The 22,822-nt window shown below is 61.9% G+C and carries 24 protein-coding genes; 20 read left to right on the top strand and 4 right to left on the bottom strand.

The features are described from left to right. Window positions 1-94: 94 nt before the first annotated feature. A complete protein-coding gene (locus AACX78_RS16915; RefSeq protein WP_159166891.1) occupies window positions 95-1,078 on the top strand; it encodes an aldo/keto reductase in 984 nt (327 codons plus the stop codon). After that, window positions 1,075-1,500, top strand: coding sequence for a carboxymuconolactone decarboxylase family protein (locus AACX78_RS16910; protein ID WP_059111542.1), 426 nt, complete (start codon window positions 1,075-1,077; stop codon window positions 1,498-1,500). Before AACX78_RS16915 ends, AACX78_RS16910 begins: the two co-directional genes overlap by 4 nt. Before the next feature lie 135 nt (window positions 1,501-1,635). On the opposite strand, the gene AACX78_RS16905 is transcribed toward AACX78_RS16910, so the two are convergent. Further along, window positions 1,636-2,535, bottom strand: coding sequence for a DMT family transporter (locus AACX78_RS16905; RefSeq protein WP_159166890.1), 900 nt, complete (start codon window positions 2,533-2,535; stop codon window positions 1,636-1,638). Between the two features lie 104 nt (window positions 2,536-2,639). Between AACX78_RS16905 and AACX78_RS16900 the strand changes: the two genes are divergently transcribed. After that, window positions 2,640-3,461, top strand: coding sequence for an AraC family transcriptional regulator (locus AACX78_RS16900; RefSeq protein ID WP_159166889.1), 822 nt, complete (start codon window positions 2,640-2,642; stop codon window positions 3,459-3,461). Window positions 3,462-3,505: 44 nt separating this feature from the next. On the opposite strand, the gene exaC is transcribed toward AACX78_RS16900, so the two are convergent. Then, on the bottom strand, window positions 3,506-5,023 hold the full coding sequence (gene exaC / locus AACX78_RS16895) for an acetaldehyde dehydrogenase ExaC (RefSeq protein WP_159166888.1): 1,518 nt from the start codon (window positions 5,021-5,023) through the stop codon (window positions 3,506-3,508). Window positions 5,024-5,270: 247 nt separating this feature from the next. Between exaC and AACX78_RS16890 the strand changes: the two genes are divergently transcribed. The 14 genes from AACX78_RS16890 (at window position 5,271) to AACX78_RS16815 (ending at window position 19,137) form a co-directional block, all read left to right on the top strand. Then, entirely contained in the window at window positions 5,271-6,929 is a 1,659-nt protein-coding gene (locus AACX78_RS16890; protein ID WP_159166887.1) for a sigma-54-dependent Fis family transcriptional regulator, read from the top strand. A gap of 329 nt (window positions 6,930-7,258) precedes the next feature. Beyond that, window positions 7,259-8,569 carry a GGDEF domain-containing protein gene (locus AACX78_RS16885; protein WP_201302886.1) on the top strand — a complete coding sequence of 437 codons (1,311 nt, stop codon included), beginning with the start codon at window positions 7,259-7,261 and terminating at the stop codon, window positions 8,567-8,569. A 147-nt stretch (window positions 8,570-8,716) separates the two neighbouring features. Further along, window positions 8,717-9,127, top strand: a complete 411-nt coding sequence (locus AACX78_RS16880; RefSeq protein WP_201302885.1) for a VOC family protein — start codon at window positions 8,717-8,719, stop codon at window positions 9,125-9,127. A 102-nt stretch (window positions 9,128-9,229) separates the two neighbouring features. Beyond that, entirely contained in the window at window positions 9,230-9,919 is a 690-nt protein-coding gene (gene phoB, locus AACX78_RS16875; protein ID WP_005316860.1) for a phosphate regulon transcriptional regulator PhoB, read from the top strand. A gap of 8 nt (window positions 9,920-9,927) precedes the next feature. Continuing rightward, the gene (gene phoR, locus AACX78_RS16870) at window positions 9,928-11,223 is read left to right on the top strand and encodes a phosphate regulon sensor histidine kinase PhoR (RefSeq protein ID WP_021138784.1); all 1,296 of its coding nucleotides are present in this window, start codon (window positions 9,928-9,930) and stop codon (window positions 11,221-11,223) included. 176 nt (window positions 11,224-11,399) lie between these two features. Continuing rightward, the gene (locus tag AACX78_RS16865) at window positions 11,400-12,374 is read left to right on the top strand and encodes a PstS family phosphate ABC transporter substrate-binding protein (RefSeq protein WP_159166885.1); all 975 of its coding nucleotides are present in this window, start codon (window positions 11,400-11,402) and stop codon (window positions 12,372-12,374) included. 168 nt (window positions 12,375-12,542) lie between these two features. Continuing rightward, the gene (locus AACX78_RS16860; RefSeq protein WP_011898477.1) at window positions 12,543-13,349 is read left to right on the top strand and encodes a M48 family metallopeptidase; all 807 of its coding nucleotides are present in this window, start codon (window positions 12,543-12,545) and stop codon (window positions 13,347-13,349) included. Next, window positions 13,337-13,843, top strand: a complete 507-nt coding sequence (locus AACX78_RS16855; RefSeq protein WP_059111548.1) for a GNAT family N-acetyltransferase — start codon at window positions 13,337-13,339, stop codon at window positions 13,841-13,843. The genes AACX78_RS16860 and AACX78_RS16855 overlap by 13 nt, the downstream gene beginning before the upstream one ends. 110 nt (window positions 13,844-13,953) lie before the next feature. After that, window positions 13,954-14,856 (top strand): ROK family protein, encoded by a 903-nt coding sequence (locus AACX78_RS16850; RefSeq protein WP_017411339.1) that lies wholly within the window; start codon window positions 13,954-13,956, stop codon window positions 14,854-14,856. A gap of 41 nt (window positions 14,857-14,897) precedes the next feature. Further along, window positions 14,898-15,623: a copper homeostasis protein CutC gene (locus tag AACX78_RS16845; protein WP_159166884.1), complete on the top strand. Its 726-nt coding sequence runs from the start codon at window positions 14,898-14,900 to the stop codon at window positions 15,621-15,623. A 460-nt stretch (window positions 15,624-16,083) separates the two neighbouring features. Continuing rightward, window positions 16,084-16,695, top strand: a complete 612-nt coding sequence (locus AACX78_RS16830) for an FKBP-type peptidyl-prolyl cis-trans isomerase (protein WP_021138790.1) — start codon at window positions 16,084-16,086, stop codon at window positions 16,693-16,695. 141 nt (window positions 16,696-16,836) lie between these two features. Beyond that, window positions 16,837-17,718, top strand: a complete 882-nt coding sequence (locus AACX78_RS16825) for an ABC transporter ATP-binding protein (protein WP_096118102.1) — start codon at window positions 16,837-16,839, stop codon at window positions 17,716-17,718. Window positions 17,719-17,812: 94 nt separating this feature from the next. Continuing rightward, window positions 17,813-18,826 (top strand): ABC transporter permease, encoded by a 1,014-nt coding sequence (locus tag AACX78_RS16820; RefSeq protein WP_159166883.1) that lies wholly within the window; start codon window positions 17,813-17,815, stop codon window positions 18,824-18,826. Then, complete coding sequence (locus AACX78_RS16815; protein WP_159166882.1) at window positions 18,823-19,137, top strand: DUF2845 domain-containing protein; 315 nt, start codon at window positions 18,823-18,825, stop codon at window positions 19,135-19,137. The genes AACX78_RS16820 and AACX78_RS16815 overlap by 4 nt, the downstream gene beginning before the upstream one ends. Before the next feature lie 55 nt (window positions 19,138-19,192). On the opposite strand, the gene AACX78_RS16810 is transcribed toward AACX78_RS16815, so the two are convergent. Further along, window positions 19,193-19,408, bottom strand: coding sequence for a DUF1107 domain-containing protein (locus AACX78_RS16810; RefSeq protein ID WP_159166881.1), 216 nt, complete (start codon window positions 19,406-19,408; stop codon window positions 19,193-19,195). A 208-nt stretch (window positions 19,409-19,616) separates the two neighbouring features. Between AACX78_RS16810 and yfcD the strand changes: the two genes are divergently transcribed. Further along, complete coding sequence (yfcD, locus tag AACX78_RS16805; RefSeq protein ID WP_159166880.1) at window positions 19,617-20,099, top strand: NUDIX hydrolase YfcD; 483 nt, start codon at window positions 19,617-19,619, stop codon at window positions 20,097-20,099. 79 nt (window positions 20,100-20,178) lie between these two features. Here the strand turns inward: yfcD and AACX78_RS16800 are convergent, their stop codons facing one another. Continuing rightward, window positions 20,179-21,105, bottom strand: a complete 927-nt coding sequence (locus AACX78_RS16800) for a phenylacetate--CoA ligase family protein (RefSeq protein ID WP_159166879.1) — start codon at window positions 21,103-21,105, stop codon at window positions 20,179-20,181. Window positions 21,106-21,230: 125 nt separating this feature from the next. On the opposite strand from AACX78_RS16800, the gene AACX78_RS16795 reads away from it, so the two are divergent. After that, window positions 21,231-21,704 carry a peroxiredoxin gene (locus AACX78_RS16795; protein WP_159166878.1) on the top strand — a complete coding sequence of 158 codons (474 nt, stop codon included), beginning with the start codon at window positions 21,231-21,233 and terminating at the stop codon, window positions 21,702-21,704. Between the two features lie 126 nt (window positions 21,705-21,830). Beyond that, entirely contained in the window at window positions 21,831-22,799 is a 969-nt protein-coding gene (locus AACX78_RS16790) for a calcium/sodium antiporter (protein ID WP_159166877.1), read from the top strand. Window positions 22,800-22,822 lie beyond the last annotated feature (23 nt).

Below are 22,822 nucleotides of genomic sequence, written 5' to 3'. Positions count from 1 at the left end.
ATCTTCCAAAATCGGAAAGCCGACTGCCAATCCAGTCTATACCTGAATCATATTCGGAAGACCATACTGACCTCCATCTTGTAAGGAGAAATGTATGCAGCGACGAACACTGGGCACTGATCTGGACGTATCCGCCATGGGCCTCGGCTGCATGGGCATGAGTGAGTTTTATGGTCCGCGGGATGATGAGCAGGCGCTGCGGGTGCTGGCCCGGGCTGTCGAGATGGGGATCGATTTTCTCGACACCGCCGACATGTATGGCCCGTACCACAATGAAGCCCTGATAGGCCGCTTCCTGGCGACCCACGGAGCCGGGGTCAAGGTCGCCACCAAGTTCGGCATAGTGCGTCAGAACGGCGAGTACAGGCGCACCCTGGACAACAGCGTCCAGTATGCACGGCAGAGCTGTGAAGCCTCGCTGCGCCGGCTCGGGGTCGAGCAGATAGACCTCTACTATGTGCATCGCATCGATCCGGCGCACCCCATCGAAGAGACGATGGCAGGGCTGGCGCAGCTGGTGCAGGAGGGCAAGATTGCCCGTATCGGCCTGTGCGAGGTCAGTGCGGCCACCTTGAGGCGCGCCCATGCCGTGCATCCGGTGGCGGTGGTGCAGACGGAGTATTCCCTCTGGACGCGGGATGTCGAAGCCCAGGTGCTGCCAACCTGCCGCGAGCTGGGTATAGGGCTGGTGGCGTACTCCCCCTTGGGGCGCGGCTTTCTGACCGGACGTTTCCAGCAGGATACGGCGTTTGAAGAGGGTGACTTTCGGGCCAACCTGCCCCGCTTTCAACAGGAAAACATCGCCACTAACCGCTCGCTGGTGGAGGTGATCATGGCCCTGGCGGCACGCAAGCAGTGCACGACGGCGCAGATCGCCCTGGCCTGGCTGCTGGCGCAGGGGGATGACATAGTGCCCATCCCCGGCACAAGGCGGATCCCCCATCTGCAGGACAACCTGGGCGCCCTGTCGGTGCGTCTGGAGGCCGGGGATCTCGCCGCGCTGGACAGTGCCATCAGGGCCTTGCCAGTGGCAGGGGATCGCTATACCCGAGAAGGCATGAAGGGGGTGAACGCATGAGCGGCTTATCGTCCGAGCGGCGTGAACAGGCCTTTGCGCTGCTGGCCCGGCTCGACCCGCAGGCGCCGGATCAGGTCGCGGCGAATCTGGATGCCCTGTCGCCAGATTTTGCCGAACTGGTGTTGGGATTTGCCTTTGCCGATGTGCTCTCCCGTCCCGGTATTGATCTCTGCACCCGTGAGATGCTCACCGTTGCTGCGCTGATGGCGATGGGCAATGCACCCGGACAGCTCGAATTTCATATCCGGGCCGCGTTGAATGTAGGCGTCAGCCGGGAAACCATCATCGAAATCCTGCTCCAGATCGCCGTCTATGCCGGTGTCCCTGCCTGCATGAATGGCATCAGCGCGGCCCGAAAAGCCTTTGCTGCTCATGACAAGGCCCGGCGCGACCCGCACAAGGCGCACCACGAGCAAACCTGAATCACAGTCGTGTCGGGAGGAGCTGACCATTGGCGCCGGGATAACCGAGCCTGTGGTTTTTAGCGAGAAGATGCAAACAAGAAGGGAGCCGAGGCTCCCTTCTTGTGTTGTGCTGCAGCGGCTTGTCTCGCCGGTTTATGCCTCTTCCACAAGGGTGGGGCGTACCCTGGGCTTGAACTGGGAGAGCATGACGCCGCTCAGGATCAGGCCGCCACCCAGCAGGTGATAGCCGTGAATGGGCTCCCCCAGGGTGATGACGGCGATCAGCGCCGTGCACAGCGGCATCAGGTTCATGAACACAGAGGTGCGCTCCGCCCCCATGCAGGCGAGACCGCGCATCCAGCAGTAGGCCGCCAGCAGGGAGGAGGCGATGCCGGCAAACAGCACCAGACCCCAGCCCTCGGCGGGTACCGCCAGGGAGTCGGCGCTGAGGGCGACCGGGATCAACAGCAACACAGCCAGCAGGATCTGCATGTAGAGGTTGAGCCAGGGGCCAAACGGCAGTTGCCAGCGGCGGATCAGCAGGCCATAGAGGGCGTAGCTGGCGGAGCCGAGCAGCATGAGCCCGTCCCCGGGGGTGATGCCGTCGTGCAGCAGGGCCAGCGGCTGGCCCTGGCTCAGCAGCCAGAACACCCCGAACAGGGAGATGCTCATGCCGAGCAGCGCCTGCTTGCCGGGGCGCTGGCCGAAGAAGAGGGCGCTCTGCAGCAGGGTCAGCAGCGGAATGAGCGAACCTATGACCCCCATGTTGGTGGCCGAGGTGGTGTGGGCAGCGTAGTAGGCGAGGCACTGGTAAAGCACCATGCCAAGGGCTGCCAGCACCAGCAGCTTGCCGAGCCAGGGGCGGATGTCGTGACGGCGGCGCCACAGTTGCGGCAGGCAGAAGGGGGTCAGCGCCAAGGCGGCGATCACCCAGCGGTAAAAGGAGATGGCGGCGGGATCCAGCACATCGGCGGCGGCCTTGGACACCACTGTATTGGTGGCCCAGATCAGTACGGCCATCAGCGGGAACATAAGCGGGAAGAAGATACGCATCAAAGGCTCCTTGTTATCGAGATGGCCAGTCTACCCTTGTCTTTCTGTTATCAAGTAACGTAGAACTGACAATTCATCCCGCAGAAAGGACAAGTTGCCCTGATATGGCACTACATCACTATCACTCGATGGACATAGCCCTGCCCGAGCCCAATCCCCTCTATCTGCGCTATCAGCAGATCCAGGCCGAGAGTGCCTGCGCGCCCCACAGCCACCCCTGGGGCCAGCTCAGCCTGATAAGCCTGGGGGTGATGGAGATAGTGCTGGACCAGCACCGGCTGGTGGCTCCCGCCGACTACCTCATCTGGGTGCCGGCGGATCTGGAGCACGCCTCCTACAACCAGCAGGCCCTCGATTATACCTCCATCTATGTCAATCACGCCCTGGCGGCCAGGCTGCCTGCCGAGTCCTGCCTGCTGGAGATGACGCCGCTCATCCGGGCCATGCTGGCGGATTTTTGCGAGCGCAAGCTGGGCCACATGCAGGATGAATGGGATGTGCGACAGGCCGAGCTGCTGGTGGAGAAGCTGACCCGCACCCGCTGCCAGGACAGCTACCTGCCCATGAGCCAGGACAAGCTGCTGGCCCCCATGCTGGCGGCGCTGCGCAGCGACCCTGCCGATCCACGCACCCTGGCCCAGTGGGCCGAGCAGTTGCACAGCACGGAGCGCACCCTGGCCCGGCGCTGCGTGCGTGAACTTGGCATGAACTTCGGCCAGTGGCGGGCCCGGCTCAAGCTGCTCAAGGCGCTGGCCTGGCTCAAGGGGGAATTGCCGGTGCAGGAAATTGGCTGGCGGCTCGGTTACGGCTCCACCTCGGCCTTTATCGCCATGTTCAACCGTGAGCTGGGCTGCTCACCCCAGCGCTATCGCCAGCAGCTGGGAGGCATGGGGATAGAGCGGGAAGGGTCGCCTGGCGAACAATAACAACAAGGGCGCCCGCAGGCGCCCTTCTCATGAGTGTGATCGGCCTAGAAGAAGCCGAGGGGGTTGATGTCGTGGCTCACCAGCAGGTTCTTGGTGTTCTGGTAGTGATCCAGCATCATCTTGTGGGTCTCACGGCCTATCCCCGACTTCTTGTAGCCGCCAAATGCCGCGTGGGCCGGATAGGCGTGGTAGCAGTTGACCCAGACCCGGCCGGCCTGAATGCCGCGCCCCATGCGCCAGGCCAGGTTGCTGTCGCGGGTCCACAGGCCCGCCCCCAGGCCGTATTGGGTGTCGTTGGCAATGGCCAGCGCATCCGCCTCGTCCTTGAAGGTGGTGACCCCGAGCGCCGGCCCGAAGATCTCCTCCTGGAACACCCGCATCTTGTTCTGGCCCGAGAAGATGGTGGGCTGGATGTAGAAGCCCCCCTCCAGGCCGCTCACCTTGGCCGGGCCGCCGCCGATCAGCATCTTGGCCCCCTCGCCGCGGCCTATCTCCATGTAGCTCAGGATCTTGTCGAACTGCTCGCGGGACGCCTGGGCACCGACCTGGGTAGCGGTGTCGAGGGGGTTGCCCTGCACGATTGTGCGGGCCCGAGCCAGCACCCTGTCCATAAACTCGTCGTAGATCTTCTCGTGTACCAGTGCGCGGGAGGGGCAGGTGCACACCTCGCCCTGGTTGAAGAAGGTCATCAGCATGCCTTCCACCGCCTTGTCGATGTACTGGCTCTCATGCTGCATCACATCGGCAAAATAGATGTTGGGGGACTTGCCGCCCAGCTCGACGGTGGAGGGGATCAGCTTGTCGGCGGCGCAGCGCAGTATATGGGCGCCGACTTCAGTCGAACCGGTAAACGCCAGCTTCTGGATCCTGTCGCTGGTAGCCAGCGCCTGACCGGCCTCGGCGCCGAAGCCATTGACCACGTTGACCACGCCGGGAGGCAGTATGTCCTTGATGAGATCCATCATCAGCATGATGGTGACCGGGGTCTGCTCGGCGGGCTTGAGCACGCTGCAGCAGCCTGCCGCCAGCACCGGAGCCAGCTTCCAGGCAGCCATCAGCAGCGGGAAGTTCCAGGGGATGATCTGGCCGACCACACCGATGGGCTCCTTGAAGTGGTAGCTGACGGTGTGCTGGTCCAGCTCGGCGGCCGAGCCCTCCTGGGCACGGATGCAGCCAGCGAAGTAGCGGAAGTGATCCACCACCAGTGGCAGGTCGGCGGCCAGGGTCTCGCGCACCGCCTTGCCGTTCTCCCAGGTCTCGGCGATGGCGAGCACTTCGATGTTCTGCTCAATGCGATCGGCGATGCGTAGCAGCAGGTTGCTGCGCTCGGTGACGCTGGTCTTGCTCCAACTGGCAAACGCCTTGTGGGCGGCATCCAGCGCCAGCTCAATGTCGGCGGCGTCGGATCGGGCCACCTCACAGAACACCTTGCCATCCACCGGCGAGATGTTCTCGAAATAGCGGCCGGCGCGGGGGGCTACCCAGTCGCCCCCGATGAAGTTGTCGTAACGGGACTTGAAGCTGACCAGGGCGCCTGCCTGACCGGGAGCGGTATAAATCATCTCATCATCCTTATGTGTGTGAAGGTCCTGCCCGGCTGCACGCGCTGGCTGACCGGGGTGGTACGCAGGGGTTATCGCAAGGGCCATGCCAAAGGGTCTGACCAGCACACAAAAGGTTACAAAAACGTTATCAAACTGGGTGCGGCAGCGTATCTTGGTTAACCAATGACCAAGGCTGTGGCGATAAAACTGTGCCGTTTCTGGACAGTGGCCGCGACAGTCGTGCCGTTTTTGAACAGGAGGCGTGATGAGCGAGTTACCGCAGCACAGTTCCAGCCCCAGTCCGATCCAGCGTTCCTGGCAGCGCTGCCTGCATCAGGGCCTGCATCGCCAGCAGAGCGCCGATCTGGACTTGCTTCCCCAGGGGGAGCTGTCGGCCCGCCAGGAGCAGCACAAGACGCTGATTGCCTGCTTCCAGCGCTTCGTGCTGCCGCTGTTTTCCCAGTTGCTGGCGGGCAGGCCCTGTCGCCTGCTGCTGTGTGACGGTGAAGGGGCCATACTGGCCGCCAGCGGTGACGATGGCTTCGCCCGCCACGCCGAGCGGATCTTCTTGCGCAGCGGCGCCCGCTGGGGGGAGGCGAGCAAGGGCACCAACGCCATAGGTACCGCGCTGGCCGAGCAGAGCGAGGTGCAGGTGCTGGGGGCGCAGCATTTCTTCGCCCAGCACAGCTTCCTCAGTTGCAGCGCCTGCCCCCTGCTCGGGCCGGACGGGCAATTGCTCGGGGTGCTCGACATTTCCACCGATGCGGCCCACCACGATGGCGACATGCTGGGCACGGTTCGGCTCCTGGCCATGACCCTCGAAAACGCGCTGCTGGCGCGCCAGCCAGGCTGGCTGGTGGATCTCGATCCCCAGAGTCTCTGGTCCGCCCGTTTGCTGCTGGGGGAGGGGGGCGAGCTGCTCGGCGCCAACCGGGCAGGACGACTCTGGCTCGGCCAGCACAGGTTCGATGGCCAGCAGTTGCTGCGCGAACACCGTGGCCTGCGGCTGGTGTCAGAGCCGGTTGTGGCGCCCCGGCAAACAGCGCAACAAGGGGCGGCACAGGTGCCGCTCAAGATGCTGGAGCGCGGTATCTCGCTGCTCATCGAGGGGGAGACCGGCAGCGGCAAGGAGCACCTGGTGCGTGCCCTGCATCGGGCGTCGAGCCGGCAGGACAAGCCCCTGGTGTGTGTCAACTGCGGCGCCCTGCCGGCAGATCTGGTGGAGGCCGAGCTGTTTGGCTATGTGGGCGGGGCCTTCAGTGGCGCCCGCAGCCAGGGCAGTCAGGGTTATCTGCGCGCCGCCCACGGCGGCATCCTGATGCTGGATGAAATCGGCGAGCTGCCGCTGCTGGCCCAGACCCGGTTGCTGCGGGTGCTGCAGGAGCGCACCGTTACCCCGGTCGGCAGCCACAAGCCCGAAGCGGTGGATTTCTGGCTGGTCAGCGCCAGCCACCGGGATCTGGCGGCCATGGTGCAGGCAGGGACGTTTCGCGAGGACCTCTATTACCGGATCTGCGGCTGGCGCCAGCAGCTGACACCGCTGCGGGCATGGCCACAGGGCGAGCGCCAGGGATTGATCCAGCGCCTGCTCTCGGAGATGGACCCGGCCCTGCAGTTGACGCCGGAGGCGGAGCAGCAACTGCTGGCCCATCCCTTGCCCGGCAACGTGCGCCAGCTCAAGCAGGCGTTGGAGGTGGCCTGCGTGCTGGCGGAAGGGTTGGGCTGGATTGAGCCCGCTCACCTGCATCTGCCCGCTGCATCGGCAGCGGCCTCGTCGCAGGCGAGTACTTCCACCTTGCGTGAACAGAACCGGCTGCGGGTGCAGCAGACCCTGGCGGCGTGCGGGGGCAATGTGAGCGAGGCGGCGCGCCAGCTCGGCATCAGTCGCACCACCCTCTACCGGGTGCTGCGTGAGAGACCCTGAGGGCTTTGTTGCCCGCCATTCCCCTTGTGCAAGATGAGCCATCAGGGTCCTTTTTATTGATTTCTCTTTATTTTTCATGGCATGGCGTGTTCTATCCTGAGATTCACAATCTGATTGGCAAGTGCGTGGCTTTCCGGGACGCCAACCTGGCGCCTCCCGTTCGGTGCAGTACGGCTGCGCCTGATCCCGGGGTTGGTCCGGGTCTGTCTGCCGGTACCCGGCTGAACAAATACGGTATGGCGCCGGTGTCGGCGCGTGTAATAACCACGGGATCCGGGCGTGCGGATCTCGGGGTATGGAGTCAGAGCACCTAGTCGGGTGGAGCCTATATGACCTTTTCCTATTCTCGTCTGGCCAATGTGTTGTTCTGGGTGTTGTTGGGGTTGAGCCTGCTGGCGATCCTGCTGTTTGAATTCGGGCCGGATCGGCGGCTCGACATGCTGGCCAATGCCCGCCTGTCGGTGGCGGTACAGGATGACAGGATCCATGGTGGCGCCTCTGTCACTACCTTGCTGTCGGCCGCCGGCCAGCAAAGCGGTTATCCTTTGCCGACGGACAAGCCAGCCATCGACTGCCAGTTGCGCGAAGGCTATGAGTACCCCTTCTGTGAACTGATCCTGACACTGAGTCTGCCGGAGCAGGGCATTGATCTCTCCCGCTTCGAGGGGGCGCGCATCCAGCTGCAGGTCGAGGGGCCAGAGCCCCAGTTCTGGCGCCTCTATCTGCGCAACTACCACCCGATTTACTCTCGGGCGAGTGATGCCACCTCCCACAAGTTCAACGAGGTGATCTTTCGTCCCGACGATTACGGGCGGCTGCAGGACGTGCCGCTGCGGGTCTTCACGCCGGCCACTTGGTGGATCCAGCAGTACCGCATTCCGCTGGCCCAGCAAGGGGAGGACCTGCGCCATGTCTACGCAGTGGAAATCGCCTCCGGCGTCGGCATGCAGCCTGGTCACTACCGGCTGGTGCTGGAGCGGATGGAGTTCTATGGTCGCTGGGTGCAACCGGGAGCCTTCTATCGTCCCCTACTGCTGAGTTGGCTGGTTTACGGCCTGCTGCTGTTTATGGTGCAGCACCTGCTGATGCGGGATCGATTGCGCAAGGCCCGTGAGGCCAGACAGGTGGCGGAGGCGCGCAGCCAGAGCCTCTGCGAGCAGACCCGGCGCACCGAGGAGGAGGCCAGGTACGATCCCCTGACCGGCGCCCTCAACCGGTTCGGTGGCAACAAGCTGCTGGCCGAGCTCGGCGATATGCCCCTCTCTTTCATCTATATCGACATAGATCACTTCAAGCTTGTCAACGATGGCCATGGTCACCCGGTTGGGGACGCGGTGCTCAAGCACATGGTGAGCAAAGTCCTGCGCCACTGCGATAGCTTGTGCCGGCTGGTGCGCTGGGGCAGGGAGGAGTTCGTGCTGGTCTGCCTGCACTACGAACAGGCCCGTGCCAAGGCGCTGGCGGAGCGGCTGCGAGCCGCCCTGGTGGCTTATCCGCACTGGCCATTGGCGCTGTCCATCACGGCCTCGTTCGGGGTGGCGGAGCGGCGTGGGGATCCCCTTGAGCAGGTTCTCAAGCGGGCTGATGAGGCGCTCTATCAGGCCAAAAAGCGGGGTCGAAACCGGGTCGAGGTGGAATAGGAGGTGGAATAGAACGCAGGTCTGGCGGCCGGGGAAGGGCTGCTCCTTCGAGCGGGGCATTGCTGCTGGAGCCCAAGACGCCAAGCCGCTATGATGCGCGCCAGCCGGGGCGTTAGCCCCCTTCATTCATCTGATGAGGTATTCCCCATGGCACAACACATTGGCGCTTTGGCCCTGCTGGTGGCCGACTATGACGAGGCCATCGCCTTCTTTAACTTGGGGTTGGGTTTTACATTGCTGGAAGACACTCCCCTCGATGAACCGGGTAAACCGGGCAAGCGCTGGGTGCGGGTTGCGCCTGCCGGCGCGCCCGGCTCGGCGCTCTTGTTGGCTCGCGCCGCCACGCCAGAGCAGCAGGCCGCCATCGGTCAACAGGGCGGTGGCCGGGTATTTCTGTTCCTCGAAACCGATGATTTCTGGGCTGATTACCAGCGCATGCTGGACTACGGTGTTCATTTTTGTGAACAGCCACGTAGCGAGCCATACGGCATGGTGGTGGTGTTCGAGGATATCAGTGGCAACCGCTGGGACCTGCTGCAACTCACTGCTGCCAACTGAATCTGAAAACGTTTATCATCCCGCCTGTCATAAAGTCATAAAAGTGTCACAGAAAATTCTAATAATTGGCGCACCCATCTTCACACAGGAGAGAGAAGGGATATGGCTAAGCGAATTCTGGTGGTCGAGGACGAAGCACCGATCCGCGAAATGCTCTGCTTCGTGCTTGAGCAAAAGGGATACGAAACAATCGAGGCGGAAGATTACGCCGATGGACTGGCGAAGGTGTGTGAACCCTACCCCGAACTCATAGTGCTGGACTGGATGATGCCCGGTGGCAGTGGCATTCAGTTCATCAAGCAACTCAAGCAGGATGAGGTGACCCGCCAGATCCCTGTGGTGATGCTGACCGCCCGTGGTGAGGAAGAGGACAAGGTACGCGGCCTGGAGGCCGGCGCCGATGACTACATCACCAAGCCCTTCTCCCCCAAGGAGTTGACCGCCCGCCTGCACGCTGTGATGCGCCGCGTTTCCCCCACCTCGGTGGACGAGGTGATCGAGGTGCAGGGGCTCAAGCTGGATCCGGTTTCCCATAGAGTCAGTGCCGAAGAGAGGGCGCTGGACATGGGACCGACCGAGTTCAAGTTGCTGCACTTCTTCATGACTCACCCCGAGCGGGTGTACAGCCGCGAGCAGTTGCTCAACAATGTCTGGGGTACCAATGTGTATGTCGAGGACAGAACCGTGGATGTGCATATTCGTCGCTTGCGCAAGGCCATTGAAGAGACGGGTCACGATCGATTGATTCAGACGGTGCGCGGCGCAGGCTATCGCTTCTCAACCCGTCTGTAGAGGAAGTTATGTTGCAACCTTATGCCTGGCGGCGACAGTTGTGGCGGATGGCGTTCTTCTATGCGCCCTTCGTTCTGGTCGGCTGGTTGACGAATACCCTCGCTCTTTGCCTGCTGGCAGCCACTGTGCTGCATCTGGGCTGGCACTATCGCTTCCTGAAGCGGCTGTCGGACTGGCTGTGGCACGATCGCAGCCTGGTTCCCCCCAATGGCAGCGGCAGCTGGGAGTATATTTTCAACGGCATCTACAAGTTGCAGCAGCGTCACCGGGCCCGTCGCCGCGAGCTGGCGGGTCTTATCCGCCGCTTTCGGGAAGGTGCCGAGGCACTGCCCGATGCCGCAGTGGTGTTTCGCACCGACGGCAGCATCCTCTGGTGCAATCGGCTGGCGGAGCAACTGCTTGGTTTTCGCTGGCCGGAAGATGCCGGTCAGCACATAGGCAACCTCATTCGCAGTCCGGCCTTTGGCGCCTATCTGGGCAAGGGGCAGTATGACGAACCGTTCGAGATGAACTCTCCCATCAATGAGGAGAAGTTTCTCGAGTTTCGCATCATGCCCTACGCCGAGGATCAGGCCATGCTGGTGGTGCGGGATGTCACCCGGCTGCGCAGCCTGGAGAAGACCCGCAAGCACTTCGTTTCCAACGTCTCCCATGAACTGCGTACCCCGCTCACCGTGCTCAAGGGCTATCTGGAGATGACGGAGGAGCCGCCGCCGCCCGCCATGTGGGCCAAGGCACACAAGGTGATGATGGAACAGACCATCCGCATGGATAATCTGGTGAATCAGCTGCTTACCTTGTCCCGTATCGAGGCGGCTCCGACCGTGGATCTCTCCCATCTGGTGGACATGCCCGCCATGCTGGGACTGCTGGAGCAGGAGGCACGGGCGCTGTCGGGGGAGCGGGCACACCAGATTGAATTTTTGGTGCAACCGAACCTTTTCGTGCGAGGAGATAATGATCAACTGCGCAGCGCCGTCTCCAACCTGGTCTACAACGCCATTCACTACACACCGGCGGGTCGCAAGATCAGCGTGGCGTGGCGCAAGCAGGGCGCCATGGCGCTGTTTGCGGTGGAGGATGAGGGGGAGGGGATCCCGGCCGAGCATCTGGCGCGGCTGACCGAACGTTTCTATCGGGTCGACAAGGCTCGCTCACGGCATACCGGTGGCTCCGGACTGGGGCTCGCCATCGTCAAGCACGCCTTGAGCCATCACGACTGTCAGCTCGATATCGAGAGTCGGATCGGTGCTGGCAGCCGTTTCAGCTTTCTCATCCCTGCCCGTATGGTAGTGGTTAAATAGTCTTTACTGGCAATAAGTTAGCGAACGAGAGGGCAGCAGACGCTGCCCTCTCTTCATTTGGTCAAAAGTCTTGTCATGTCATTAAAGTGTCACATTAAATCCATAAATTTGTCACTGCCAGGTCAGATACTGGCGCCGTCTTAAGAACGGACCTTCTGTAACTTTGGAGAGATTGGATGAAACTCAACAAACTGGCTGGTGTAATCGGATTTACCGCAGCAACCCTGTTTTCTGTCAGCGCCCTGGCTGCCGGTGTGGATAAAGACCTGCCGGATTACACTCCGACCAGCGGCATCTCGGGCAACCTGTCCTCTGTCGGCTCTGACACCCTGGCCAACATGATGACCTTGTGGGCCGAAGAATTTAAGCGGGTTTATCCCAATGTCAACGTGCAGATCCAGGCTGCCGGTTCCTCAACCGCGCCGACCGCGCTGACCGAGGGTATTGCCCAGTTCGGCCCCATGAGCCGCGCCATGAAGTCAGGTGAAGAAGAGGCCTTCGAAAAGCGTTATGGCTACAAGCCAACCGCCATCCGCGTCGCGGTCGATGCCCTGGCCGTGTTCGTCAACAAGGACAACCCCATCAAGGGGCTGACCATGCAGCAAGTTGACTCTGTCTTCTCCAGCACCCTCAAGTGCGGCGAAGCCAAGGCTGCCACCAAGTGGTCTGATCTGGGTCTGGATGGCAACTGGTCGTCCAAGGATCTGCAACTGTTCGGTCGCAACTCCGTATCCGGTACTTACGGTTACTTCAAGGAGCACGCCCTGTGTGATGGCGACTTCAAGAGCAGTGTGAACGAGCAGCCTGGTTCCGCTTCCGTGGTGCAGTCCGTTTCTGCGTCCCTCAACAGCATCGGCTACTCAGGTATCGGTTATGTCACCTCGGGTGTACGCGCCGTGCCGCTGTCCAAAGATGGCAAGACCTTCATCGAAGCGACCGCTGATAACGCCATCACCGGCAAGTATCCGCTGTCCCGCTTCCTGTACGTTTACGTGAACAAGCACCCGAACAAGCCGCTGGCCCCGATGGAGCAGGAGTTCGTGAAGATGATGCTCTCCAAGGCGGGTCAAAGCATAGTCGCCAAAGATGGCTACGTGCCTGTTCCGGCCAAAGTGGTCGAAGCTGACCTGAAGAAACTGGGCATTATGTAAGCCGGTTTTCTTCCTCTCACAGGCGGGCCCCAGCGGGGCCCGTTTTCTTTTTGCGCAAGCCGGTAATGAGGGGATGTGACCGCTTTCGCCGAACCGGGCGATTTGTCGACTTGCGCCGGACGCCTGCATTTCCGAAAATAGGGCATCTTTATGGTGAAGGACACCTCCATGACATCTCCCCTGTTCAAGCTCGGCCTGGCGGCGCTCTGCTCTACCCTGCTGGCCAGCTGTGCCCAGTCTCCTACCGGTCGTAGCCAGATGCTGCTGTTTTCTCCCCAACAGATGAGCAAGCTGGGTGCCGACTCCTTCGAACAGATGAAAAAGCAGGAGAAGGTGAGCAAGGATGCCAAGCTCAATGCCTATGTCTCCTGTGTTGCCAAGGCGGTCACCGCCCAGGTGCCCGCCAGTTATGGCATCACCAGTTGGGAAGTGGTGGTGTTTGACTCCAAGCAGGTCAACGCCTTCGCCCTGCCCGGTGGCAAGATAGGGGTCTATAGCGGCCTGCTCAAGGTCGCCAAGAATCAGGATCAGCTCGCCACCGTCATCGGTCACGAGCTGACCCACGTGCTTGCCCAGCACTCCAACGAGCGACTCTCCCGCAGCCAGCTGACCGGTCTTGGTCTGGCGGCGGCGGATATCGCCATGGGCAGCAGCGAATATCGCGGTGCCACCATGACGGCGCTGGGGCTCGGGGTCGAGGTGGGCGTCATGCTGCCCTATGGCCGCGAGCAGGAGAGCGAAGCGGACAGGCTGGGCCTGGACTTGATGGCTCGTGCCGGTTTCAATCCTGCTGAAGCCGTTCCCCTGTGGCAGAACATGAGCGCCGCCGCCGGTGGCAAGGCGCCGCCGCAGCTGCTCTCCACCCACCCCAGCAACGAAAACCGGATCGCCGAGTTGCAGGCCCAGCAGGCCGAGGCCCGGCCACTCTATGAGCAGGCGCGCGCCTCCGGTCTGGTACCCCAATGCAAGGCATAAGCCTGCGCATGGCGCGGCTTGATGATGCCCCCGCCATGACGGTGATGCAGCGGGCCAGCTGGCTCGCTGCCTACGGTGAGGTGCTTGGCAACGACATGCTGGCCCAGCTGGCGGTGACCGAACATCTGCAAATCTGGCGCAGCCGGCTCGCCGAGCCGGGCCCAAGACCCATGCTGATCTGCCTGGATGAGGTGGTCATCGGCCTGCTCTACTGGCAGCTGGCGCAAGAGGGTGAATATCCCACCGCCTGGATCCGGGCGTTTTACCTCCACCCCGATCATTGGCGCCTGGGTTATGGCAAACGGCTGTGGCAGGCGGTAGCCATGCAGATGCGGCGCGCCGGTTGTGAAGGCGTCAGATTGTGGCTGCTCGATGGCAATCGGGTCGGCGAGGGTTTTTACCTGCGTCGTGGCTTCGCCTTCGATGGCCAGGAGCGCACCCTGATGAGCCTTGGCCAGGCTTGCCTGCAACGGCAAATGTTCCGTTTGCTTTGATCCGGCTCCCGTTTTTCGCCCTCGGTCACTTTATTTTTTTTGCGAATTAATACAATGTGCCCCTCTGGACAGGCTGAGGTGAGGCAACTCGCCGACAAGGGAGTGTGAGCATGTATTACGGCTTTGATATCGGTGGCACCAAGATAGCGTTCGCTGTGTATGACGGCGGTTTGAATCTCTGTCATGAGGAGCGCATGAGCACTCCCGGCAATGATTACGAGGGGCTGCAGCAGCTGATCTGCCAGCGGGTACTCGAGGCTGACGCCCGCTTCAGTGCAAGAGGCGCCGTGGGCATCGGCTTTCCCGGTATCCTCAATCGGCACGATCACAGCATAGTGGCGGCGAACCTGCCCTCCATCAATGGTCGCCATCTGGGCGCCGATCTGGCCGAGCGTTTGGGTCGTATGGTCAAGGTGGACAACGATGCCAACTGCTTTCTCTGGTCGGAGGTGCACCAGGGCGCGGCGGCAGGGGCCGACAGCGCGTTGGGGGTCACCATAGGCACCGGCATAGGTGGTGCCGTCTACCTTGCTGGCAAACTCATTCAGGGCCGTAACTGGCTGGCGGGGGAGATAGGTCACTATCCCTTGCCTGCGACCATGCTGATGAAGTATCCCGACCTGCCTCGTCCCCGTTGCGGCTGTGGCCGCCTGGTCTGTTTTGAAACCTATGCGTCCGGCAGCGGGCTGGAGCGGCTCTACCATCATTTTCACGGTCAGCGTGCCAGCGGCCACCAGATAGTGGAACGCTTCGAGGCTCATGAGCCTGATGCGGTGGCCACGGTCGACTGCTGGCTCGAGATCATGGCTGCCGGACTCGCTACCGCCATCTCTGTGGTTGATCCCGAGGTGGTCGTGCTGGGGGGCGGCTTGAGCGGTCTGCCCGCCCTGTACCAACAGTTGCCGCTGCGTCTGCCCGGCCACCTGCTGCCCGGTGTCGCTCTGCCCGAGATCCGCCAGGCCCGCTTCGGCGGTGCCGGTGGGGTGCGGGGTGCGGCCCTGCTCAATTTATGAGGTCAGATGTGCTGTCTGATCTCTCCAATAAAGGAGTCATCATGACCCGTCTTGAAATTTGTATCGACAACCTGGAATCCCTGTTCACCGCCCAGCAAGCCGGCGCGGATCGCATCGAGCTTTGCTCTGCGCTGGGGCTGGGTGGTTTGACCCCCTCCTATGGTTTCATGCAGCTGGCCGCACGGCACGCCAGCGTTCCTGTCTATGCCATGATCCGCCCCCGTGCCGGGGATTTCTGCTTCAGCGAAGGGGAGTTCGAGATGATGCTGCAGGATATCGCCGCCGCTCGCGCCGCCGGGTTGCAAGGTGTGGTGGTGGGGCTGCTGGATGAAGAGGGGCGGGTGCCTGCTGCCCAGCTCAGGCAACTGGTCGCGGCAGCCGGTCCCCTTGGCGTCACCTTCCATCGTGCCATCGATCTCTGCTCCGACTGGCGTGCTGATCTGGAGGTCATCATAGCGGCCGGTTGTGAGCGGATCCTCACGTCAGGCCATGCACCGACCGCGCTGGCGGGGCTAGAGACCTTGCAGGCCATGCAACAGGCGCTGGCAGGCCGGGCCACCCTGATGCCAGGTGCCGGCATCAATGCCGACAACGTGCGCACCATCATCGAATTTACCGGGGTGAACGAGGTGCACATGTCCGGTATGGGCTGGCGCGGCGGCATGGTGCCCCATGGCGTCAACATGGGTACTTCTGATGACGGCCGGGTCAATATCACCGACGGCGCCAAGGTGGCGGCTGTGCGGGCTCTGCTGGACAAGGCCTGATACGGGCCGCGCGGCTGCATGGTGTCTCTCCATACGTGGCGTCAACATGGGCACCTCGGACGACGGCCGGGTCAATATCACCGACGGCGCCAAGGTGGCTGCTGTGCTGGCTCTGCTGGACAAGGCCTGATCCGGGCCGCGCGGCTGCATGGTGTCTCTCCATATGGGGTCAACATGGGCACCTCTGATGACGGCCGGGTCAATATCACCGATGGCGCCAAGGTGGCTGCTGTGCGGGTTTTGCTGGATCGCGCTGATGTCGCAGAAAGTGAGGTTTGAGTCCAAAGGCCCACAGCGCCATTGTGGCTGACAAGATCGCCGCCGATGGGCGGCGTTCGCACCTGACTGGTGTGAACTCGCTCCCACGGGCGGGGAAATCAGGGCGACCGGCGGCAGCACCTGGCCAAAAAGTCTGATATTATCCCGCCTCTTTATTACTTGGATCTGGAGCAACATCTCAATGTCCCAATACGACTCTATCGAACAGAAGGCCAGCTATGGCATCGGCCGCAACATGGGCGAGCAACTGGCGCAGCAAGCCTTCGCCGGTCTGGATATCCCGGCCCTGCAACAAGGTCTGGCAGATGCCCTGAATGGTCTGGAGTTCGCGGTCAGCCGTGACGATATCAATGATGCCTTCCAGGTTATCACTGCACGCATGCAGGAAGAGCAGGAAGCCGTTGCCAAGGCGGCCGCCGCCGATGGCGAAGCCTTCCTGGCTGACAACGCCAAGCGTGCCGACGTCAAGGTGACCGACTCGGGTCTGCAATATGAAGTCATGGTAGAAGGCGATGGCGCCGTGCCGGTGGCCGGTCAGTCCGTGCGCGTGCACTACCACGGTACCTTCACCCACGGTGGCGTGTTTGACAGCTCGGTCGCCCGTGGCGAGCCGGCTGAATTCCCGGTGACTGGCGTCATCGCCGGTTGGGTTGAAGCCCTGCAACTGATGCCGGTTGGCTCCAAGTGGAAGCTCTATATTCCGCAGGATCTGGCCTATGGTGCTCGTGGTGCCGGTTCCATCCCGCCCTACTCTGCCCTGGTATTCGAAGTGGAGCTGCTGGACATTCTGTGATCCGGCTGGCTTGATGCAAACGGCGACTTACAAGTCGCCGTTTCTTTTTGATGCACCTCTGCCTGGCGGGCCCTTGTCGATAGACAATGTGCCTTTGCAAAAGATTTGGATATAGTCAGGGCTTCTCCTGGGAGACAAGTCATGGCAGCCATCATCGAAGTCGTCGATCTCATCAAGCACTTTCCCGGCGTCAAGGCGGTGGACGGGCTCAGCTTTGCCATTCCAGCCGGTTGCTGTTTCGGTCTGCTCGGCCCGAACGGGGCAGGCAAGACCACCACCATAGAGTTGCTGGAGGGGGTCCTCACCCCGGATAGTGGCCAGATCCTGTTCCATGGCGCCCCTCGCGGCCCCGATTACCGTTCCCGCATCGGCATCCAGTTCCAGCATACTGCGCTGCAGGATTTTCTGACTGTGCGCGATACCCTGCGCCTGTTTGCCAGCCTCTACCCCCATCCTTTGCCCCAGGAGCGGCTCATCGAGCTGTGTGCCCTGGGCGAATTCATCGACCGTGACAGCCGCAAGCTCTCCGGCGGTCAGCGTCAGCGCCTGCTGCTGGCGCTCGCCCTGCTCGGTGACCCCGAGTTGCTGTTTCTGGATGAACCCACTACCGGGCTGGATCCCCAGGCCCGCCACCACTTCTGGCAGCGCATCGAAGCGATCAAGGCCCAGGGCAAGACGGTGGTGCTCACTACCCACTACATGGATGAGGCGCAGCAGTTGTGCGATCTCATCGCCATCGTCGATCACGGCCACTTGCTCAGCCTGGATACCCCCACGGCCTTGCTGGCCCAGCATTTTGACGGTGTGCTGGTGCGATTGCCGGATCACCCGGCCCTCGCCGGCCTGGGCTATCCGCTCCTGCCCCACGGCGATCAGGTTGAGCTGACCTGTCCCGACGTGGCACTCCTGCTGCCGCAGTTGCTCAGCCTTGGCGTCCCGCTGACCGGCATGCAGGTACGCTCTCCCAATCTGGAGGATCTCTTTTTGCACCTGACCGGCCATAGCCTGAGGAGTGGCGCATGAGCAGCATCACAAGATACCGTGTTGGCACCCACCTCCATCCGCGAGACTTGCGGTGGTCGCGCCGCTCGTCAGCTTGGTGCACAAGGAGCGGAGCATGAAAAGCGCCATAAAACGGATCGGTGCGCTTTTTTATGCCCGCAATCTGGAGTTTGTGCGGGACAGGGCGGCCCTGGTGTGGAATCTGGCCTTCCCGCTGTTGCTGGTGATAGGTTTCTCCCTCATCTTCTCCGGCCCGCCCAAGCCGCTGGTGCAGATGGGGGTAGTGGGGGACTTGCCTGCTGCCTATGCGCCCCTGAACGCCATTCCGCTGCTCAAACTCATCCCCTATGACGATGAGCAAAAGGGGCGACTCAAGGTACGCCACCATCAGCTGGATCTGCTGCTCTCGCCCGGTTCGGGTCGCTACTGGGTCAACCCGGATGCCGCCCAGGGGGCGCTGGCCGAATACCTGCTGCGTCAGGCGATTTTTCAGCCACTGGTGAAAGAGACTCTGAGCGGTCAGGCGATCCGTTATGGTGACTGGCTGCTGCCCGGGGTGATCGGCATGAACCTGATGTTTTCCGGCTTGTTCGGGGTCGGCTTCGTCATAGTCCGTTACCGCAAGAACGGTGTGCTCAAGCGATTGAGGGCAACGCCGCTCTCCGCCGCCGAGTTTCTCTGTGCCCAGTTGCTGTCGCGGATCCTGATTACCCTGGTGGTGAGCCTGCTGGTGTTTCTGGTGGCCTACGGCCTGCTTGGTGTGCCCCTGCTCGGCTCAGGCTGGTTGCTGCTTCTTATCGCCCTGGTGGGCGGGGCCGCCATGGCGTCACTGGGTCTGCTCATCGCCGCCCGCATTCAGAACGAGGAGCTGGCAAGCGGCCTGCTCAACGTCATCAGCATGCCAATGATGTTTCTCTCCGGGGTCTGGTTCTCGCTGGAAGGGGCGCCGGTCTGGCTGCAACAGCTGGCGGCCTGGCTACCGCTCAGCCAGATCATCACGGCGGCCCGTGCCGTCATGCTGGAAGGGGCTGGCTGGGCCGAGGTGGCCGCACCGCTGGGCTGGGTTGTGCTGTTTACCCTCTGTTGTCTCACCCTGGGCAGTGCCCTGTTTAAATGGAATAGCCAATGAAGCGACCTCTGGATCTGGGGGCCGTCCTGGCCCTGCTGTTACTGAGCATACCGGCCAGCGCCGATGCGATGCGTTGCAAGAATGCCCTCATCACAGAGGGGGACAGTACCGCCGAGATGCTGCTCAAGTGTGGTGAGCCCATGCTGCGTGAAACCTTGACCCGCAACGAGGAGAACCAGTTTGGCAATCTGGTGCAGGTCACATACGGCGAGCGCTGGACCTACAACTTCGGCAAGAACGCCTTCATGCGCTTCGTCACGGTGCGCAACGGTGTGGTCACCGACATAGAAAATGGCCCGCGCGGCGACTAGCCGGCGGGCAAAAACCAGTATGGAAGCAGACTACAAACAGAAAGGACTATGGAAGTTACCCCAACAGCAGGCTGGTGTGACGCAGGCCGCGAACTTCCAGATTGATCTGCCGGGCCAGACTCTGGGTCTGACGGCAGGTCAGGCTCTGCAGATTGATCTCTCCGCCACTGAATTCGAATCGCCCCAGCGCCTCCACCATGAAGCTGCCGCGATGGAAGCTCTTGATGTAGCGGGCAATCTGGCGGGGAGACAAGTTCTTGAACACCTTCATCACAAAACACCTGTTGCTTGGACAGGGCACACTATGCCGTCCATGGGTGACACTAATGTGACATTTAATAAAGGTTTGTATGAATCCGTGTGACGGCGGGTATCCGGGGAGAGTGTCTGTACCCATGAGGTGAAAAAGTGCTGCCCTGACCCCTCCTTGCCCCGATATACTGCGGGCAGTTGAACGACATGAGCGAAAGGGCCTGCGCGTGGAATGGGTGGATGTGGTTGATGCGGATAACCGGGTGATCGGGGTGGCCGAACGGGCCAGGGTGCGGCGGGAGAACCTGTGCCATCGCGCCAGTTATATTCTGGTGCTCGACCAGACGGATCGGATCCTGGTGCAGCGGCGCACCCTCAGCAAGGATTTCTGCCCCGGCATGCTGGATGCCTGCGCCGGTGGTGTGGTGACCACGGGCGAACAGATGGAGCCCTCTGCCCGCCGCGAGCTGGCCGAAGAGCTTGGGATAGTTGACGTTCCCCTTGAAGCTTTGGGTCACTTCTATGCCGAGGGGGAGGGATACCGGGTCTGGGGCGGTCTCTTCAGTTGCCGTTATCAGGGCCCGCTGCAGCTGCAGGCCGAGGAGGTGAGCGAGGTGCACTGGATGAGTCAGGCCGAGATTGCCGCCCGCGCTGGTGAGTTTACCCCGGATTCCCTGCTTGCCATCGCCACCTGGCAGGCGAGGCGGTAAAGCTCTTCTTCAGATATTCTCCTCGCCGGAGACAAGACGGGCAGCCTGATGGCTGCCCGTTTGCATTTTTTTGCATTGGTTACACCAGCCTGAGGCGCCGGTTGGTGCGCCCGCACGGACTGGCCCCCGCCAGCCAGTGACCCTGCCATTCGGTGACCAGCCGCAACAGGGGATATTCCAGGTCTAGCCGGGTCACCACCAGCTGACCGACCGCATCGCCGATGACCGGCTCCGAGGTGGCGAGATCGATGATCTCGACGATGCAGCTTTCGTTGACGATAAAGCCCTGACCGGGCTGACTCTCGTAGGCGAGCACTCCCAGATCCTGCAACACCAGGCAGTTGAGTGCACGGATACCGTGGACCGCCTGCAGTGGCGCCGTGTCGGGGTGGGAGGTTTCGCACAACAGGGCAGAGCGCAGGCTGTCGCTCGGGATCCCGGCCAGCTCCGCCGCTTCCAGCAGATCCAGCAGCACCGCCAGTGGCCCGACAAATCCTGTCGGCTCGTAGCGTCGCAGGGCCTCCAATTGACGGCGGGTATCGTGAGGGCCACAAGGCACCACGGGGGCTCCCAGCTGACGAGCGCCATTGTCGAAAATGAAGGCGGTGGGGCTGATGTGGTAATCGTGGCCGTTGAGCAGCACTTCCCCTGCCTTGAAACCGGCGGCAAACAGGGCCCGCGCCGCGCCCCACCAGTCCGCGCCCGCATATTCGGGAATGGCCAGCTGACCGGGACAGGCGAAGACCCGCAGCGCCTGACTGGCCGGCCGACCCGTGAGGCCGGCGAAGGGCGGGTGGGCCTGCTGGGCGGCAAACAGGTCGGCGGCGTCGAGCAGGGGCAGTGTGGCCAGCTCGCCCAACGCCTGCAAACGGCGCTGGCGATAGGTGCTGGAGTAGCCTGCGCAATACTGGCCGACATGGGTGAGCAGCTGATTGAGCTGCTCCAGTTGTTGTTGCTCTCGCAAGGGGGAGGGGCGAATTTCCAGTCCGTTGTAATAGTGCTGCATGAGGCCTCCTTGGTCGGCTGAACCTGCTCAAGGTTAGTTCAAATGGCGATGCAGATGGGGGTGTGTTGCCGGCTCACTGGCTGGGGTAGACTGTGGTTCCTTATCTTCATCACGGACGAGATATCATGATTGCCATTGGCCAGACCCTGCCTGCGGGCGAATTTACCTTTATCGCCGCCGAGGGCAAGCAGGTGCAGGATAGCCAGGCCCTGTTTGCCGGCAAGACGGTGGTACTGTTTGCGGTGCCCGGCGCTTTTACCCCCACCTGTTCCAATGCCCACCTGCCCGGTTACGTGGTAGTGGCCGACCAGTTCAAGGCCAAAGGGGTGGATGCCATCTATTGCCTGTCGGTGAACGATGCCTTTGTGATGAAGGCGTGGCAGGTGGCCCAGAACGCCGACGCCATCACCATGCTGGCGGACGGCGACGGCAGCTGGACGCAAGCCTTGGGCCTTGCCAAGGACACTGGCGCCTTCGGCGGCTTGCGGGCCCAGCGCTTTGCCCTGATCGCCGTGAATGGTGTGGTCACCCGCCTGTTTGTTGAGGCGCCCGGCAAGTTCGAGGTCTCCGATGCCTCCAGTCTGCTGGCTGCACTTTGAAATCATCAATCGACGTTTGATTTCCCCTTGAAAAGGCAAGTCGGACCGTTACACTGTGCCCAACTTGGAAGGGAGTCAGGTTCAAAACCTGGCTCCTGTTTTTTCATCTGATGAGATAGAGAAATTATGACTCTGGCTGTTGTTGCCCTGATTGCCGGACTGGCGCTGCTGGTCTGGAGTGCAGACAAGTTTGTGGACGGCGCTGCCGCGACCGCCCGTTATGCCGGCATGCCGCCGTTGCTTATCGGTATGGTGATCATAGGTTTTGGTACTTCGGCCCCTGAAATGGTGGTCTCGGCCTTGGCCTCCATGCAGGGTAATCCGGGTCTGGCCCTGGGCAATGCCTATGGCTCCAACATCACCAATATCGCCTTGATCCTGGGACTTACCGCCCTCATCAGCCCCATCGCCGTCTCTTCCCAGGTGGTGCGCAAGGAGATCCCGATCCTGCTCGGCATTACCCTGCTCTCCGGTGCCCTGCTGATTGACGGCCATCTGGGGCGCACCGATGCCTTGATCCTGGGGCTGGTGTTTGTGGTGCTGATGGGCTGGTCCATCTGGGCCGGGATCACCGGTAAAGGTGACGCCCTTGACGCCGAAGTCAATGAAGATATTGACAGTGAGGCTATGCCGCTGAAGAAAGCCATCTTCTGGCTCATCGTCGGACTGGTGCTGCTGGTGGGGGCTTCCCGTTTGCTGGTGTGGGGCGCCGTCACCATAGCCCAGGCCTTTGGCATCAGCGATCTGGTGATTGGTTTGACCATAGTCGCCATAGGTACCTCCTTGCCCGAGCTCGCCTCCTCCTTGATGGCCATCAAGAAGAAGGAGCACGACCTGGCCCTTGGCAACGTGCTTGGCTCCAACCTGTTCAATACCCTGGCGGTGGTGGGGATTGCGGCGGGCATCCACCCGCTCGACGTGGCGCCGGAAGTGCTCTCCCGCGACTGGAGCCTGATGATGGGGCTGACCCTGCTGCTGCTGGTGATGTGCCTGGGTCGCAAGGGACAGGGGCGGATCAACAGGTTGGAAGGGGGCATACTGCTCGCCATCTTTGTGGCTTACACCGGCTGGTTGCTGACCAGTCAATTTATCTAGCCAGTCTGGATAAAGCGCAATGA

Source organism: Aeromonas sp. 9A (assembly GCF_963900955.1).
Lineage (GTDB): Bacteria > Pseudomonadota > Gammaproteobacteria > Enterobacterales > Aeromonadaceae > Aeromonas > Aeromonas salmonicida.
The sequence above is the reverse complement of the archived record's forward strand: the minus strand, read 5'-3'. Positions and strand labels throughout refer to the sequence as shown.

Excerpts from the sequence above, each read along its gene's own strand:
- AACX78_RS16915 (WP_159166891.1), top strand. The coding sequence starts at position 95 with ATGCAGCGACGAACACTGGGCACTGATCTGGACGTATCCGCCATGGGC.
- AACX78_RS16910 (WP_059111542.1), top strand. The coding sequence starts at position 1,075 with ATGAGCGGCTTATCGTCCGAGCGGCGTGAACAGGCCTTTGCGCTGCTG.
- AACX78_RS16905 (WP_159166890.1), bottom strand. The coding sequence starts at position 2,535 with ATGCGTATCTTCTTCCCGCTTATGTTCCCGCTGATGGCCGTACTGATC.
- AACX78_RS16900 (WP_159166889.1), top strand. The coding sequence starts at position 2,640 with ATGGCACTACATCACTATCACTCGATGGACATAGCCCTGCCCGAGCCC.
- exaC (WP_159166888.1), bottom strand. The coding sequence starts at position 5,023 with ATGATTTATACCGCTCCCGGTCAGGCAGGCGCCCTGGTCAGCTTCAAG.
- AACX78_RS16890 (WP_159166887.1), top strand. The coding sequence starts at position 5,271 with ATGAGCGAGTTACCGCAGCACAGTTCCAGCCCCAGTCCGATCCAGCGT.
- AACX78_RS16885 (WP_201302886.1), top strand. The coding sequence starts at position 7,259 with ATGACCTTTTCCTATTCTCGTCTGGCCAATGTGTTGTTCTGGGTGTTG.
- AACX78_RS16880 (WP_201302885.1), top strand. The coding sequence starts at position 8,717 with ATGGCACAACACATTGGCGCTTTGGCCCTGCTGGTGGCCGACTATGAC.
- phoB (WP_005316860.1), top strand. The coding sequence starts at position 9,230 with ATGGCTAAGCGAATTCTGGTGGTCGAGGACGAAGCACCGATCCGCGAA.
- phoR (WP_021138784.1), top strand. The coding sequence starts at position 9,928 with ATGTTGCAACCTTATGCCTGGCGGCGACAGTTGTGGCGGATGGCGTTC.
- AACX78_RS16865 (WP_159166885.1), top strand. The coding sequence starts at position 11,400 with ATGAAACTCAACAAACTGGCTGGTGTAATCGGATTTACCGCAGCAACC.
- AACX78_RS16860 (WP_011898477.1), top strand. The coding sequence starts at position 12,543 with ATGACATCTCCCCTGTTCAAGCTCGGCCTGGCGGCGCTCTGCTCTACC.
- AACX78_RS16855 (WP_059111548.1), top strand. The coding sequence starts at position 13,337 with ATGCAAGGCATAAGCCTGCGCATGGCGCGGCTTGATGATGCCCCCGCC.
- AACX78_RS16850 (WP_017411339.1), top strand. The coding sequence starts at position 13,954 with ATGTATTACGGCTTTGATATCGGTGGCACCAAGATAGCGTTCGCTGTG.
- AACX78_RS16845 (WP_159166884.1), top strand. The coding sequence starts at position 14,898 with ATGACCCGTCTTGAAATTTGTATCGACAACCTGGAATCCCTGTTCACC.
- AACX78_RS16830 (WP_021138790.1), top strand. The coding sequence starts at position 16,084 with ATGTCCCAATACGACTCTATCGAACAGAAGGCCAGCTATGGCATCGGC.
- AACX78_RS16825 (WP_096118102.1), top strand. The coding sequence starts at position 16,837 with ATGGCAGCCATCATCGAAGTCGTCGATCTCATCAAGCACTTTCCCGGC.
- AACX78_RS16820 (WP_159166883.1), top strand. The coding sequence starts at position 17,813 with ATGAAAAGCGCCATAAAACGGATCGGTGCGCTTTTTTATGCCCGCAAT.
- AACX78_RS16815 (WP_159166882.1), top strand. The coding sequence starts at position 18,823 with ATGAAGCGACCTCTGGATCTGGGGGCCGTCCTGGCCCTGCTGTTACTG.
- AACX78_RS16810 (WP_159166881.1), bottom strand. The coding sequence starts at position 19,408 with ATGAAGGTGTTCAAGAACTTGTCTCCCCGCCAGATTGCCCGCTACATC.
- AACX78_RS16800 (WP_159166879.1), bottom strand. The coding sequence starts at position 21,105 with ATGCAGCACTATTACAACGGACTGGAAATTCGCCCCTCCCCCTTGCGA.
- AACX78_RS16795 (WP_159166878.1), top strand. The coding sequence starts at position 21,231 with ATGATTGCCATTGGCCAGACCCTGCCTGCGGGCGAATTTACCTTTATC.
- AACX78_RS16790 (WP_159166877.1), top strand. The coding sequence starts at position 21,831 with ATGACTCTGGCTGTTGTTGCCCTGATTGCCGGACTGGCGCTGCTGGTC.